General features: G+C 67.1%; 11 protein-coding genes and 1 pseudogene. 5 read left to right on the top strand and 7 right to left on the bottom strand.

Translation table 11 applies throughout. The features are described from left to right. Window positions 1–189: 189 nt before the first annotated feature. Entirely contained in the window at window positions 190–1,269 is a 1,080-nt protein-coding gene (locus tag ACV7NQ_RS23875; protein ID WP_463361680.1) for an amidohydrolase family protein, read from the top strand. Window positions 1,270–1,338: 69 nt separating this feature from the next. On the opposite strand, the gene ACV7NQ_RS23870 is transcribed toward ACV7NQ_RS23875, so the two are convergent. From ACV7NQ_RS23870 to ACV7NQ_RS23860, 3 genes are all read right to left on the bottom strand, one after another. Then, window positions 1,339–2,100 (bottom strand): helical backbone metal receptor, encoded by a 762-nt coding sequence (locus ACV7NQ_RS23870; protein WP_463361679.1) that lies wholly within the window; start codon window positions 2,098–2,100, stop codon window positions 1,339–1,341. A 201-nt stretch (window positions 2,101–2,301) separates the two neighbouring features. Next, the gene (locus ACV7NQ_RS23865; protein ID WP_463361678.1) at window positions 2,302–3,069 is read right to left on the bottom strand and encodes an SWIM zinc finger family protein; all 768 of its coding nucleotides are present in this window, start codon (window positions 3,067–3,069) and stop codon (window positions 2,302–2,304) included. Further along, window positions 3,066–5,957: a DEAD/DEAH box helicase gene (locus ACV7NQ_RS23860; RefSeq protein ID WP_463361677.1), complete on the bottom strand. Its 2,892-nt coding sequence runs from the start codon at window positions 5,955–5,957 to the stop codon at window positions 3,066–3,068. The genes ACV7NQ_RS23865 and ACV7NQ_RS23860 overlap by 4 nt, the downstream gene beginning before the upstream one ends. Window positions 5,958–6,093: 136 nt before the next feature. On the opposite strand from ACV7NQ_RS23860, the gene ACV7NQ_RS23855 reads away from it, so the two are divergent. Both ACV7NQ_RS23855 and ACV7NQ_RS23850 read left to right on the top strand, forming a co-directional pair. After that, window positions 6,094–6,639: a flavoprotein gene (locus ACV7NQ_RS23855; protein ID WP_463361676.1), complete on the top strand. Its 546-nt coding sequence runs from the start codon at window positions 6,094–6,096 to the stop codon at window positions 6,637–6,639. Window positions 6,640–6,906: 267 nt separating this feature from the next. Next, a pseudogene (locus tag ACV7NQ_RS23850) lies at window positions 6,907–7,269 on the top strand (hypothetical protein). A gap of 21 nt (window positions 7,270–7,290) precedes the next feature. Here the strand turns inward: ACV7NQ_RS23850 and ACV7NQ_RS23845 are convergent. Further along, window positions 7,291–8,097 (bottom strand): sulfurtransferase, encoded by an 807-nt coding sequence (locus ACV7NQ_RS23845; RefSeq protein ID WP_463365794.1) that lies wholly within the window; start codon window positions 8,095–8,097, stop codon window positions 7,291–7,293. Between the two features lie 263 nt (window positions 8,098–8,360). On the opposite strand from ACV7NQ_RS23845, the gene ACV7NQ_RS23840 reads away from it, so the two are divergent. Further along, window positions 8,361–9,599 (top strand): benzoate/H(+) symporter BenE family transporter, encoded by a 1,239-nt coding sequence (locus tag ACV7NQ_RS23840; protein ID WP_463365793.1) that lies wholly within the window; start codon window positions 8,361–8,363, stop codon window positions 9,597–9,599. Between the two features lie 66 nt (window positions 9,600–9,665). Here the strand turns inward: ACV7NQ_RS23840 and ACV7NQ_RS23835 are convergent, their stop codons facing one another. From ACV7NQ_RS23835 to pdhA, 3 genes are read right to left on the bottom strand one after another with little or no spacing between them, the layout of a single operon-like run. Then, window positions 9,666–11,039 carry a dihydrolipoamide acetyltransferase family protein gene (locus tag ACV7NQ_RS23835; RefSeq protein ID WP_463361675.1) on the bottom strand — a complete coding sequence of 458 codons (1,374 nt, stop codon included), beginning with the start codon at window positions 11,037–11,039 and terminating at the stop codon, window positions 9,666–9,668. A 23-nt stretch (window positions 11,040–11,062) separates the two neighbouring features. Next, on the bottom strand, window positions 11,063–12,037 hold the full coding sequence (locus ACV7NQ_RS23830) for an alpha-ketoacid dehydrogenase subunit beta (protein WP_463361674.1): 975 nt from the start codon (window positions 12,035–12,037) through the stop codon (window positions 11,063–11,065). Continuing rightward, window positions 12,034–13,146, bottom strand: a complete 1,113-nt coding sequence (pdhA, locus tag ACV7NQ_RS23825; RefSeq protein WP_463361673.1) for a pyruvate dehydrogenase (acetyl-transferring) E1 component subunit alpha — start codon at window positions 13,144–13,146, stop codon at window positions 12,034–12,036. Before pdhA ends, ACV7NQ_RS23830 begins: the two co-directional genes overlap by 4 nt. A 146-nt stretch (window positions 13,147–13,292) precedes the next feature. On the opposite strand from pdhA, the gene ACV7NQ_RS23820 reads away from it, so the two are divergent. Continuing rightward, a complete protein-coding gene (locus tag ACV7NQ_RS23820) occupies window positions 13,293–13,829 on the top strand; it encodes an Lrp/AsnC family transcriptional regulator (protein WP_463361672.1) in 537 nt (178 codons plus the stop codon). Window positions 13,830–13,929 lie beyond the last annotated feature (100 nt).

Raw genomic sequence — 13,929 nt, 5'->3', positions numbered from 1 at the left:
AAACGCGCTCGCGCGTGGGCACCCGCGAGGTATCCGCGGCCGAGCGCCGCGAGATCGCCGACGCGGCCGTGCGCACGTTCCTGTGCGCGTTCGCCGCACGCTCGGACGCCGACCGGTGATTTCCGAACCGAACGCCGCGCCGCCGTGTGACAATCACCGAGGGCCATCAGCGCGGTTGGGACAATAGACATGGATCTCACGGATATCCGGATCATCGACGCACATATCCACCAGTGGGATCCGTTCACCACGCCCCGTGGATTCAGCGGGACGGCCAAGCTGTTGCGGTATCTCCCGCTGCAGATCGAGGTCGCGGCCCGGCTGGCGCCGCGCCGGGATCGTGAATTCGTCGGGGATCCGACCTACTACGCGCACCCGTACCTGCCCGCGAATTATCGCGCCGACGCGGGCGAGTTGCCCGTCGACACAATCGTGCACATCGAAGTCGAATGGTCCGGTGCGGGCCCGCTCGGCAAGGCCGACGAAACAGCCTGGGTAGCAGCGCTGCCGTTCGGCGGGGACGGCCCCACGCTCGGCGCCATCCTCGGCAGCGCGAATCCCGCGACGCCCGGTTTCGTCGAGCTGCTCGACGCGCATCGTGCGGCCTCGCCCCGCTTTCGCGGCATCCGCACCATGGTCGCGCACCATCCGGATCCGAATGTGCGCTCGTTCACCAAGGTCGAAAGCGCGCTCACCACACCGGAATTCCTCGACGGCTTCGCCCACCTCGCCGAACGCGGGCTCTCCTTCGAAGCATGGGTCTACTCGCATGCCCTGCCCGATGTCGCCGCGCTGGCCGCACGCTATCCCGAGGTTCCCATCGTGCTCAACCATCTCGGCACGCCCGTAGGCATTTTCGGCCCGGTCGGCAAGCACACCGGTTCGAATCCGAGTCTGCGCCGCGAGTTGTTCGTCCGGTGGCGTGACGACCTCACCGCCGTGGCCGCACATCCCAATGTGGTCGCGAAGGTCAGTGGTCTGATGATGCCCATCCTCGGCCATCCGGTACCACGACGCGGCACACCGACTCCGGTTCCCGTACTGCTGGAGCGCATCAGCCCGCTCGTCGATCACGCGCTCGATGTGTTCGGCGCCGATCGCCTGCTGTGGGGCTCCAATTTCCCGGTGGACAAACCGATTACGAGTATCGGCAACAGCGCGGAGGCCATCGCCACGGCGATCGCCGGACACGGCGGCGGCCGACTCGAGCTCGAGCAGATCTTCCGGAGCACAGCCCGGCGGATATATCGAATAGATACCGCGGCATAGTTTCTCTTGGCTCGGGGCTACCGACTAGGGGCTTATCCCGATGGGCCCGACTGCGACAAGTACCTATCCTCAGCGGGCACGTTCCAGTTGGTCGGCGAGCGCAGCACGGGCGGTGGTGAGCGACGGGCCGTACCAGGTGAGGGCGCGGCCCTCGACCACGGCAACGGGGATGCCGGCGAAGGCGTCGGGGCCATCGGTTTCGGTGAAGACGTACGGCTCGTCGGGCAGGACGGCCAGCTCGACACCGGCCACCAGCTCGGCCTCGGTGACCCTGGGATAGCGGTCGGGGCGGTCCGCGTGCACCAGGCGCAGGCCGAGGCGGCAGGCCAGGTCACCGGTAAAAGTGTCGCGGCCGACCACCATCCACGGGTTGCGCCAGATGGGGATCACGGCATTGCGGATTCGGGTGGGCGGCGGTGGCGCCCAGGCTGATTCGGCCTCGGTGAGCCACTGCGGCACCTCGGTCCCGAGCGCCTCGGTAAACATGCGACTCAGGGAAGCGAGGGCTTCGGGCACAGTCTCGATCCTGGTGACCCACACCGGAATTCCGGCATTGCGCAGGCGTTGGACATCGATACGCCGGTTCTCTTCCTGATTGCACAGCACCAGATCGGGGACAAGCTCGATGATTCGGCGGACGTTCGGGTTCTTGGTTCCGCGGACCCGCTCGGCATCGAGATCGGCAGGGTGGGTGCACCAATCCGTCACCGCCACAAGAGTTTCGGGGCAAGTGGCGGCCACCGCCTCGGTCAGGGAAGGCACGAGCGACACCACCCGCCGAGGCCGGCTACCGATCGCAACAGGTGCCCCGAGATCGTCTACGGTCGACATGGCCGAACCCTTTCGCGCCTCATGCCCATTGTGATGTCACGTAACTCGGCGTGCAAAGGGCTCATGGGACGGCCCATTGGCAGAGGACGGGCAATTGCATGGGCGCGGCAATAGGAAACACGTTGCCAGCACCGATTACCGGCAGGCCGAGGTCTGCGCTGGGTTTCCGTCGACCGCCCCTATCGCAACCGGAGGCCGACATCAGCGACCCAACGCGTCATAGAGAGCCCGGAGCTCACGCAGGCCGGCGGCGGCTACGGTTTCGTCCTCGGCGATCATGCGCAGCGCTCGACGCAGCAGTGTGGGATCTAAATCGTCCATGGCCGAATGGAATTCGACCTTCGGAAGCTTCGGCAGCTCCGTTCGGTCGCCGTATGGGTCATCGGATTCGGTGGGATTCGGGTCGCGTTCGATGCCTGCGATGAGCGTGTCCAGGTCGAGTCCGCGCAGTGTCAGGATTTCGCGCGGGCGCTCGTCGAGTCGTTCGGCCAGCAGGTAGCAGACCGCGGCGACGTGCTTGCACGGCCAGCCGGGATCCGGGCAGGTGCAGGTGAAATCCAGATCCGCCGCCGTGGTGGGCAGCAGGTGCGATCCCAGACCTGTCGGCAAGGCGCCGGAGACGATCTCGGCGAGCATGCCCGGCGCGGTGCGGATCGTCTCGATGAGCAAGGCCAGTTCCTTGTCCCGCAGTGGTCGAACGGTGAAGACTGCCGTGAACGGACGGGGCTGGCTGCCTTGCACTTCCGCGGTCACCGCACCCGGCTCGATCCGGTAGTTCACCACCTGTCCGGACCTGGCGTAGGTGCGACCGCGGGCCAACCGGCCCGGTTCCGACATCGCCTCCACCGCCTCGATCAGCGCCTTGCCCCACCAGGTGTGCCCGAACGCGCCACGGCGGCTGCGTGCTTCGACCCCGCCCGAAACCGGGCGGCGTTTGCCGTACTTGCTGTAATCGGTGTAGGGACTCAATCGCCGACCGCCTCTGCGCCGAGGGTGAACAGCTCACGCAGGTCGTCGGTGCTCAACTCGGTAATCCAGTTCTCGCCTGCTTCTACCGCCAGATCGGCGAGTTGCCGCTTGCCACTGATCATTTCGTCGATCCGCTCCTCGATGGTGTCGACACAGACCAGTTTGCGCACCTGCACATTGCGCTGCTGACCGATACGGAACGCCCGATCGGTGGCCTGGTTCTCCACCGCCGGATTCCACCAACGATCCAGGTGCACCACGTGATTGGCCGCAGTGAGATTCAGACCGGTGCCACCGGCCTTGAGCGACAACAACATCAGCGGCGGGCCATCCGACTCCTGGAATCCGGTGACCATGGCGTCGCGTCGCTTCTTCGGCACACCGCCATGCAGGAACGGAATCGGTGCGCCGAAGCGCTCGACGAGATAAGGCGCGATGAGGTCGCCGAATTCCCGAAATTGGCTGAACAGCAATGCCTTCTCGCCGTCGGCGATGACCGAGTCCAGCACATCCTCCACCAGCGCGAGCTTGCCGGAGCGATGGGCTCCGCGATGCAGCACGCCGGAGCCGTCGCCGAGGAAATGCGCCGGATGGTTGCACACCTGCTTGAGCCTGGTCAGCGCGCCCAGCACGGCGCCCTTGCGCGCCATGCCTTTCGCGTCCTTGATCTTGTTGATCATGTCGTCGACCACCGCCTGATACAGCGCCGCCTGTTCCACGGTCAGGTTGGCGCGCACCGTCATTTCCAGCTTGTCCGGCAGATCGCTGATCACGGTGGGATCGGTCTTCACCCGGCGCAGTACGAACGGCTGCGTGATCATGCGCAGGCGGCTGATCGCGTTCTCGTCACGCTCACGTTCGATGGGCACGGCGAAACGCGCACGGAAAGTCTGCGGCGTACCGAGCAATTTGGGATTCGCGTAATCCATGATGGAGCGCAATTCCTCCAGCCGATTCTCGACCGGAGTTCCGGTGAGCGCCAACCGATGTCGCGCCTTCAACGATCGCGCCGCCCGCGCCTGCCTGGTGCTCGAGTTCTTGATGTGCTGCGCCTCGTCCAGCACGACCCGATCCCACTGCTGCCGCCCCAACTCCGCGGCATCCCGAGCCAACAGTGCGTACGTCGTGATCACCAGATCCGCCGCCGCCACCGTCTCGTCGAGCTCCTCCCCGATGCGTCGCCCCACGCCGTGATGCACCCACACCCGCAGATCAGGAGCGAAACGCTCCGTCTCCCGCTGCCAGTTGCCCACCACCGACATCGGGCACACCAGCAGCGTCGGCCCGAGCGGTCCCGCTGCGGGCTGCCCGAACTCGGCGCGCTCCGCATTGTCGGAACGCGCGGAGATCTTCCCGTTCCCCCCATCAACCGGTTCGCCATCGCCCACGTTTGCAGCTTCGCGCTCGTGCACCAACAGGGCGAGCACCTGCACGGTCTTGCCGAGGCCCATGTCGTCGGCAAGGATTGCGCCGCAACCCAACCGGCTCATAGTGGCCAGCCAGGACAGACCGCGTTCCTGATACGGCCGCAGCTGCGCCTTCAGACCGATCGGCGTGGCCACCGGCTCGGGTTCACGCGCCTGATCCAAGAGCTCGGCGGCCCAGCCGGTCGCGGTGACCTCCGTGATCGGCACCTTCGCGACATGGCCCGCGCCGAGTTCGCCGATCAAGTCCGCGAAGGTGAGTTCGGTGTCGTCCAGATGGGCGGCGACGTAGCGGGCGGCGGCGGCGAGCGCCTTGTGGTCGGCCTGTACCCACTCGCCGCGCAACTGCACCAGGTCGGACTTGGCGCCGATCAGCCGATTCATCTCGGCCTTGGTCAGCACGGTGTCGCCGAGCGCGAGTTCCCAACGGTAGGAGACGAGTCCGCGCATGCCGACGGTGCTTTCGGCGGCGGGGACGGCACTGTCCACCCGCATGCGCATGGTCGGGGCGGAGATGTTCCAGGCCCGTGGCAGCAGCAGTCGAATGCCCTCCGCCTGTAGCGCGTGCGCCCCGTGGGCAACCAGGTCGGCGACCACCTCGGTCGGCAGCAGCAGGTCCAGGGCGCGCGGATCGCTCGGCAGATCACGCAGCCGCGGATATGCTCGCTGCGCCACCCCGAGCTTCTCCACCGCGGTGCGAACCAGGCTCGGATCACCGTGCAACAGCACGGGATTCGGCGCCTCGCCCTCGGTTTGCAGGCACACCTCCAAGCGCCACAACGCCACCGACTCGTCCTCGGCGCCGAGTTCACCGTCCGGCTCGAGCAGCCGCAGCACCAATTCCGGCTCGTCGCCCGTCAGGCTTCCCCGCCAGCGCTCCAGCATCTCGGCCAGCTGGTAACTCGCACCGTCGAGCGCCATATCACCGACGAGCGCCGCGATCAGCGGATGCGACGACGCCGGGGCATCCAATAGCTCCCTCGCGATCGGATCGGTGAGTTCGCCGACCAGATCGTCGAGTACTGCGCCGGGCCGACCGGCGACGCGCAGCGCGGCAGGCATGGCGACGGCCAGTTCCGCGAGCCAGGCCCGCTGTCGCTCCCCGCCGACCAGCCGCCAGCGCACCCACCACTGCCCGTCGTCCCTGCGCAGCTCCGGCACGATCCGACCGGCCCGCACCCAACGTTCGATGCCGTGCGCGACATGAGCGAGAAACCTCAGATCCCCGGCGACCGACTCGACCGGCAACCGCTGCCGCAGCGCGACCGCGGCCGACGCGGGCGCCATCACGTGCGCACGCACCCGCTCGGTCGCCATCTCGGCCGACCCGCCGACGAGCACCTCGGCCCGATGCCGAAATCGCGAGGCCTGAAGTATCCCGCCCAGCGGCTCGGGCACCGCGAGGACCTCCGGGTCCTGCCAAAGGAGCAACCCGGAGTCCGGCGACCACAGCCCGTGCAGCATCAACCCATCCAACCAGGTGGCTCCGACACGTCCCCAGCGGCAGCGGTCGACCGCGTGCTGAAGATCAGCGAAAGCTCGCCGCGGCACGGCGCGAATCATTCGTAGCGACGCAGGTCGTAACTGACACGATGGGGTGATGAACGATCAGGGGAACCCTGTCCTGTATGCCATTGTCACCGGCTCGTCCGCTGCTCGCGATGTCGGCAAGCTCGTCGATCTTGCGCAGGCCGACGGCTGGGATGTGTGCGTGATCGCTTCGCCGGAAGGTTGTCGGTTCATCGATGTCGCTGCGCTGGAAGCCCAGACTGGGCACCCGATACGTAGCCAGTACAAGGATCCCGGTACCCCGGACGTCTTGCCACCGGCCGATGCCATGATCGCGGCGCCGATCACCTGCAACTCGGTGGCGAAGTGGGCGGTCGGGATCTCCGACACGTTGCCGTTGGGGCTGCTGGTCGAAGGTGTCGGCAAGGGGTTACCGGTAGTAGCCGTACCGTCCTCGAACCAGGCGCACCTCAGCTTTCCCGCTATCCAGGACGCGATACGCAAGCTATCCGGTTGGGGCGTGGCGATCGTAGAAGTCGACGAACACGAGCCGGGCGAGAATTTCATCGACCTGTACCCATGGCACGCAGCATGGCAAGCGCTGCTCGAACACCCACGCCACCGCGCCACGCAGTAACGGTCGCCCACCTCGGGGTGCGCGACTACGGCAGTGGGCGCACCTGCTCTGCCGCGAAGGGGCGAAAACCTTCTCCACCCGGCTCGTCGGCGGTGGGCACCGGTACGACCGTGTCCGCTCCCGCAGCGGCCGGGCGGGCAACAGCTCGGCCGCGCACCTTTCTGGATTTCCTGGCGCAGCCGGAACATACTTGAATGTTCCCTGGTCATCGCAGAGGAATCACAGCTAAACGTCAATGGGAACCTGAGAAAAGCGGAGGGCAGTAGCATGACGATTCTGCTCCAGGTACTCGAGTAGAGCTTCACGCCGACAACACCGTGGGAACGGCGCAAATTCACCTTCATTCATGCCGACAAGATCGTCGGCATGAGACTCGACGGACAGTGCGGCGTGTGGCTGGACCTGTCACGTCCCGGTGAATCACAGCGGCTGGCCCGCACTCTGGATCCGGGTGAGGCGATCACGTTTCTGCTCACCACCTTCGCCAAGATCGCCGAGTGCGAGGAGCGCGGCGGTGCTTGGCTGATCGGGCACGATGGCATACGTGCCCGGACCATCGCGGCCACCAGATTCCCACCGCGAGCGAGCGAGCTCGCCGAGGACGAATTGCTGGCTCGCGCCTGGTTGTGAACCGCGGATCGGTCCAGCTGCTCAGCTACCGGTCGCGACCAGCCGCTTGGGGTCGTTGGACCATTGTGACCACGAACCCGGATAGAGGGCTGCGGTCACTCCGACGACCGCGAGCGCGGCAACCTGATGAGCGGCGGTGACGCCGGATCCGCAGTACACGGCGATCGGTCCGGAGCCGAATTCGGCGAAGCGATCACGCAATTCGTCCGCACCGCGGAACCGGCCGTCCGCGTCGAGGTTCTCGGTGGTGGGCGCACTGCGTGCACCGGGAATGTGACCTGCCCGGGGATCGATCGGTTCCGTCTCGCCGCGATAGCGCTCGCCCGCGCGCGCGTCGAGCAGCACGCCGTCCCACTTGGCGGCGGCGTCGGCGTCGATGGTCGGGAGGTGGTCGGGACTGAGTTCGACGTCGCCCGGTTCGGGATCCGGCTCGGCGCCCGAGGCGATCTCGCCGCCCGCACGCGTCCACGCGGGCAGCCCGCCATCCAGGATCCGTACATCCGCGATCCCGGCCCAGCGCAGCAACCACCACGCCCGCGCCGCCGCCATCCCGCCGGTCGCGTCGTAGACGACGACCGCCTCGCCATTCCGAATACCCCAGCTGCGGGCACACTTCTCCAACTGCGCGAGCTCGGGCATCGGATGCCGTCCGCGCGCCGGAGACGGCGGCGCGGACAGCTCGGTCTCCAGATCGACGAACACCGCACCCGGGACGTGACCGTCCAGATAGTGTTGCGGGCCGTCCGGGTCACCCAGCGCCCAGCGCACATCGAGCAGACGAACCCGCTTGTCCGCCAAAGCTTCCCGTAACTCTCCCGTCGAGATCAGTACCGCGCTCAACGCTATTCCGCCTCTCCGAATATTAAGTCCATACTAGTAAGAGCCACGAGGCCTGCGTGCAGGTCCTGCGTCATGTTCCAGGTGGGTTTTGGGCGTACCCGGTGAGTTACCCATGTACACGCGAAATCACGGGTCCCCATCCGAGCTAGACACACATCGGCAGTCCACCATAATCGGACGTCGCCGAATTCAGACCAGTTTTCGGCCACTGGCCGGTGACACCATGCCGTGTCGGAGGCAATATCCCGATGATGTCCCAGGTTCCGCCAGCTCCCGCCGCATCGTCCGAGCCGACTGTCGAGCCCGAAGACGCGACGGTCACCCCCAAGGTCGGACTCGCGCAGCCGCTCGGCGCCGGGACGATTACCGCGTTGGTCGGGTTCACCAGTGCGTTCGCGGTGGTGCTGAGTGGTTTGACCGCGGTCGGGGCGAGTTCGGCACAGGCGGCGTCGGGGCTGCTCGCGCTGTGCGTCACCCCGGCCATCGGGATGATGCTGCTGAGCTATCGGTATCGGATGCCGATCACGCTGGCTTGGTCGACGCCGGGAGCGGCGCTGCTCGCGAGCACCGGCGCGGTGTCCGGTGGGTGGGCGGCAGCGGTGGGTGCGTTCGCTATTACCGGCGTGCTGATCGTGGTGACGGGGCTGTGGCAGCGGCTCGGCAAGCTGGTCGCCTCGATTCCGGTGGAGATCGCGCAGGCCATGCTTGCCGGCGTGCTGTTGCCGCTGTGTCTGGCGCCGGTGAAGGCGGTGCAGACCAGTCCGGCGGTGGTGGTGCCGGTAATCGTCGTTTGGCTCGTGTTGCAGCGAGTGGCCAAGCGCTGGGCGGTGATCGCGGCGTTCGCCACCGCGGCGATCGGTGCCGGCATCAGCATTGCCGTCCAGCACAAGCACCTCGATCTCGCCGCGATGGCGCCTTCGATCGAACTGACACTGCCGCACTGGAATTGGCAGGCGATGATCGGCGTCGCGATCCCCCTCTACATCGTCACCATGGCCTCGCAGAATATTCCGGGCACCGCGGTCATGAGTTCATTCGGGTACCAGGTGCCCTGGCGCGCATCGATGGTCGTCACCGGGATCGGCACCATCTTCGCCGCGCCCGCGGGTGGTCACGCGATCAACCTGGCCGCCATCAGCGCCGCCCTCTCCGCCGCACCATCCGCCCACCCGGACCCGAAGCGCCGCTGGATCGCCACCTTCACCGCGGGCGCCATCTACCTGATCCTCGCCCTCGGCTCGGCCGCACTGGTCACCTTGATCGCCACCGCACCAAAGGGAACCCTGGAAACCGTTGCGGGCCTTGCGCTTCTGGCCACCATCGGCGGCGCGCTTGCGGGTGCCCTCAAATCCGAACAGCACCGCGAAGCAGGCATCGTCACGTTCCTTATCGCCGCATCCGGCGTCGGCTTCCTCGGTATCGGCGCCGCATTCTGGGCCTTGCTCGCCGGACTGATGGTCCGTCAGGTGCTCGCTCACCGCAAGGGCTGAGGCGTTGTACGATGTTGCGCTCCGCACACCCACGCACCGCAATGCGCCCACGACTGGGTTGAGCGGTCAGATGCGGCTCAGCAGGGTGAGCGGGTCCTCGAGCAGCCCGGCGACCGTGGCGAGGAAACGGGAGGACAGTTCGCCGTCGATCATCCGGTGGTCGAAGCTGATGCCGAGCGTGGTGACCCAGCGGATGGCCAATTCGTCGCGGAACACCCAGGGCCGCTTGCTGATCGAGCCGAGGCACAGGATCATCGCCTCGCCGGGATTGACCAGCGGAACCCCGACATCGACGCCGAACACGCCCACATTGGTGATGGTGAAGGTGCCGCCACGCAGGTCGGTGGGGGTGGCGCTGCCCGAGCGTGCCGTGTCGGCCAACCAGCCGATCTCCCGGCACAGATCATGCAGGCTCAACGTCTGGGCTTCCTTGAGATTGGGCACCATCAGGCCCCGATCGGTGGCCACCGCGATGCCGAGGTTCACGTAGTGCTTGGTGACGATCTCCTGCTTCGCCTCGTCCCAGTACGCATTGATATCAGGGAATTCGGCGAGCGCGGCGAGGACGGCCTTGGCGACCAGCGCCAGCGGCGTGAGCGTCAGACCCGCGAACGACTTGGTGGTGCGCAGATGGTCGAGCAGTTCCATCGACGCGGTGAAATCGAGGGTGACGAAGGTGCTGGCCTGCGGGATGGTGCGGGCGCTCGCGACCATGGCCGCCGCGGTGCGCTTGCGAATGCCGCTGACCGGAGTGCGCTCCTCGCGTTCAGCGGACCGGATGAGACCGCCGTGCTGATCGGTCACTGAGCGCGGGGCGGGCGTGGCCTGCGCCGTGTCGCCGTCGGCGCGAGTGGCCACCGCGCGCGACTGCGATACCGGGACGGCGCCGCGCACATCCTCGACGGTCACCGCGCCGTCGGGCCCGGAGCCCGCGACGTACCAGAGATCGATACCGAGTTCGCGGGCGAGTTTGCGCGCCGCAGGAGTCGCGGCGGCCCGGCTGGTCTGCGCTTCGAAATGCCCCTGCGGGACAGGCGGTTCCGAGGCGGCGGGCCTGCGCCTGCGGGAGACCGCTTCTTCACCTTCGGGACCGTATCCCACCAGCACGGAGGTGCGCCCGGAACCGTTCGCCGGGCTGCCCTGCTCCGAGGCCGCCGCAGGGACTTCCAGATCGTTGCGCACCCGAATCAGCGGCGCGCCCACCGGCACGGTGTCACCGGGCTCGGCCAGCAGTTCCACCACTGTCCCGGAGAACGGCGACGGCAACGCCACCACGGCCTTGGCCGTCTCCACCTCCGCGATAGCCTGATTCAACTCCACCGTGTCGCCGACGCCGACCGACCACGACACCAGCGCGGCGTCGGTGAGCCCTTCGCCGAGATCGGGCAGCCGGAATTCCAGGACATGACCCTGATCTTCCTGGGGGGCACGATCTTCCACGGAGAGCACCTCTCACTGGGCGGTCAGGCGGCGAGCGAGCGATCTACCGCCGCCAGAATGCGGTCGGGGTCGGGCACGTGGTGCTTTTCGAGCTTAGCCGGGGGGTAGGGGATGTCGAACCCGCCGACGCGCAGCACCGGCGCCTCCAGATGATAGAAGCAGCGCTCGGTAATGCGGGCGGCGATTTCGGCGCCGAGCCCGGCGAAGACCGGCGCCTCGTGCACCACGACCAGCCTGCCGGTCTTGGCCACCGACTCCTCGATGGTGTCGAAGTCGATCGGCGAGAGGCTGCGCAGATCGATCACCTCGAGCGAATGCCCTTCCTCGGCAGCGATTTTCGCGGAGGTCAGTGCGGTCGCCACGGTGCCGCCATAAGCGACGACCGTCGCATCGGCGCCGGTGGCGCACACCCTGGCCTTGTCCAACGGCAGTTCGTCGGGCGCGTCGAAATCGACATCGGCCTTGTCCCAGTAGCGCCGCTTGGGTTCGAAGAAGATCACCGGATCGTCGAGCGCGATCGCCTGGCGAATCATGAGATACGCGGCGGCCGGATTGCTCGGTGTCACCACCCGCAACCCGGCGGTGTGCGCGAAATATGCCTCCGGCGACTCCGAATGGTGCTCCACCGACCCGATCCCGCCGCCGAACGGAATGCGAATCGTGATAGGCGCGATCACCTTTCCCTCGGTCCGATAGTGCACCTTGGCGACGTGGGAGACGATCTGGTCGAATGCCGGATACACGAAGCCGTCGAACTGGATCTCACACACCGGCCGGTAGCCGCGCAGCGCCATGCCGAAAGCCGTTCCGATAATGCCGGACTCGGCCAGCGGAGTGTCGACGACGCGGTTGTCGCCGAAGTCCTTCTGCAGCGTGTCGGTCACCCGGAACACCCCGCCGAGGCGGCCGATGTCCTCGCCCATCAGCACGACCTTCGGATCGTCCTCCATTGCCCGCCGCAGCCCGGCATTGAGCGCGGCGGCGAAGGTTGTGATCATGAGGGGACTCCTTCCGGTCGCGCGGCGGCCTCGCCGGGGTCGCCGGCCAGGTACTGCGCGTACTCCCTCCGCTCTTGGGTGATGAGCGGATGCGGGGTGGCGTAGACATGATCGAACAGCTGCGACGGCGCCGGATCGGGCATGTCGATGGTCGCGCGGCGCACCTGCCGTGCGACCTCGTCGGCGTGCGCGGCGACCTGTCGTTCGAATGCCTCGTCCCACAGTCCCTCGCGCTCCAGCAGCTTGCGCATCCGGTCGATCGGGTCGCGGCGCTTCCACTCCTCGGTCTCGGCGGCCGAGCGGTAGCGGGTGGGATCGTCCGCGGTGGTGTGTGGCCCGATCCGATAGGTGATGGCCTCGATGAAGGACGGGCCACCACCGGAACGCGCCCGCACGACGGCCTGCCGTGTCACCGCGAGCACCGCGAGCACGTCGTTGCCGTCCACCTGAACGCCGGGGATGCCATAGCCGTACGCGCGGCGCGCGATCGGCGTCGCGCTCTGCACCCGGACCGGCGAGCTGATCGCCCAGTGATTGTTCTGGCACAGGAACACCACCGGCGCACTCCAACTCGCCGCGAACCCCAGCGCCTCGGCGATATCGCCCTGGCTGGTCGCGCCATCGCCGAAGTAGGCGATGGTCGCGATCTCCGCGCCGTCGAGGTGGGCGGCATAGGCGTAGCCGGTGGCATGCAGGCCCTGCGAGCCGACGATGATGTTCGGGTTTGTCATATTCACCGCGTCGGAATCCCAGCAGGAGTGCGCGATCCCGCGCCACATCCGGGTGAGTTCGGTCGGCGGTACGCCGCGGCAGTAGGCGACGGCGTGCTCGCGATAGCTGCAGAAAACGTAGTCGTCGGGACGCAGCGCCCGCGCCGAGCCGACCTGGGTGGCCTCCTGCCCGAGCATCGGCGCCCACAGCCCGAGCTGCCCCTGACGTTGCAGAGCGGTCGCCTCGACGTCGATCCTGCGGGTCACCACCAGGTCTTCGTACAGCGCACACAGTTGCTCGGGGCCGATATCGGCGACTACGGCGGCGTGTTCCCGATCGAACACACGGCGACCGTCGGGCTGGATCAGTTGAACCGGATAGTCGGACTTGTCTGGCATCGGTGATCGCCTCCTCACCATTGGCGCCGGGCGCGTGTGTCCTCTATCACCTAGCATCCACCCGTTAGCGAACTGCGCAAGTGAACGGCAAGCGAATGAGCAGAATGCCCAATTGTCGGCCGTCGACTGATGTCATACTGCGTTGTATGTCCAGTGGAGAACCCGTCGACGCCAGCTTGGACGCCACCGACGCGCGATTGTTGCTGGAACTCGCCGCCAACCCGCGCGCGACCGGTGTGGAGCTGGCCGCCCGGCTCGGCCTGTCCCGCAATACCGTGCAGGCGCGGCTGTCGCGCTGGGAGGCGGGCGGGGTGCTCGGCGGTTTCGAGCGGAGAGTCGAACCGAGGGCGCTCGGCTACCCGCTGTCGGCCTTCGTCGCCGTGGTCGTCGACCAGCACCAACTGGATTCGGTGGTCGACGAACTCGCCGAGGTGCCGGAGGTCACCGAGGTCTGCGGTATGACCGGGCCGACCGATCTGACCGTCCGGGTGGTCGCGCAGGACGCCGACGACCTCTACCGGATCGCCGGACAGATCCTGAAAATCCCCGGCGTAGAACGCACCAACATGGCGCTGGTGATGCGACAGCTCGTCGGTCCGCGCACCGCGCCGCTGCTGAACCGGCTGGCCGGAGCGAACGCCTACGGCCGGTCCGCAGTGGATTCCGGCATTCGTCCGCAATGACGATGCAATCCCGACCGGCGCGAATACCCTCGACCTCGAGTGCAATCGAGGTTCGAGGATGGCGTCATGACCGACAATAGGCGGTGCGCTCGCCCAGGCG

This window comes from Nocardia sp. Tas62D01, from assembly GCF_055232035.1.
This window is presented reverse-complemented; position numbering and strand designations above follow the sequence as displayed.

What these genes read in the sequence shown, in the direction of transcription:
- ACV7NQ_RS23875 (WP_463361680.1), top strand. Translation starts at nt 190, where the DNA reads ATGGATCTCACGGATATCCGGATCATCGACGCACATATCCACCAGTGG.
- ACV7NQ_RS23870 (WP_463361679.1), bottom strand. Translation starts at nt 2,100, where the DNA reads ATGTCGACCGTAGACGATCTCGGGGCACCTGTTGCGATCGGTAGCCGG.
- ACV7NQ_RS23860 (WP_463361677.1), bottom strand. Translation starts at nt 5,957, where the DNA reads ATGCTGCACGGGCTGTGGTCGCCGGACTCCGGGTTGCTCCTTTGGCAG.
- ACV7NQ_RS23855 (WP_463361676.1), top strand. Translation starts at nt 6,094, where the DNA reads ATGAACGATCAGGGGAACCCTGTCCTGTATGCCATTGTCACCGGCTCG.
- ACV7NQ_RS23840 (WP_463365793.1), top strand. Translation starts at nt 8,361, where the DNA reads ATGTCCCAGGTTCCGCCAGCTCCCGCCGCATCGTCCGAGCCGACTGTC.
- ACV7NQ_RS23830 (WP_463361674.1), bottom strand. Translation starts at nt 12,037, where the DNA reads ATGATCACAACCTTCGCCGCCGCGCTCAATGCCGGGCTGCGGCGGGCA.
- pdhA (WP_463361673.1), bottom strand. Translation starts at nt 13,146, where the DNA reads ATGCCAGACAAGTCCGACTATCCGGTTCAACTGATCCAGCCCGACGGT.
- ACV7NQ_RS23820 (WP_463361672.1), top strand. Translation starts at nt 13,293, where the DNA reads ATGTCCAGTGGAGAACCCGTCGACGCCAGCTTGGACGCCACCGACGCG.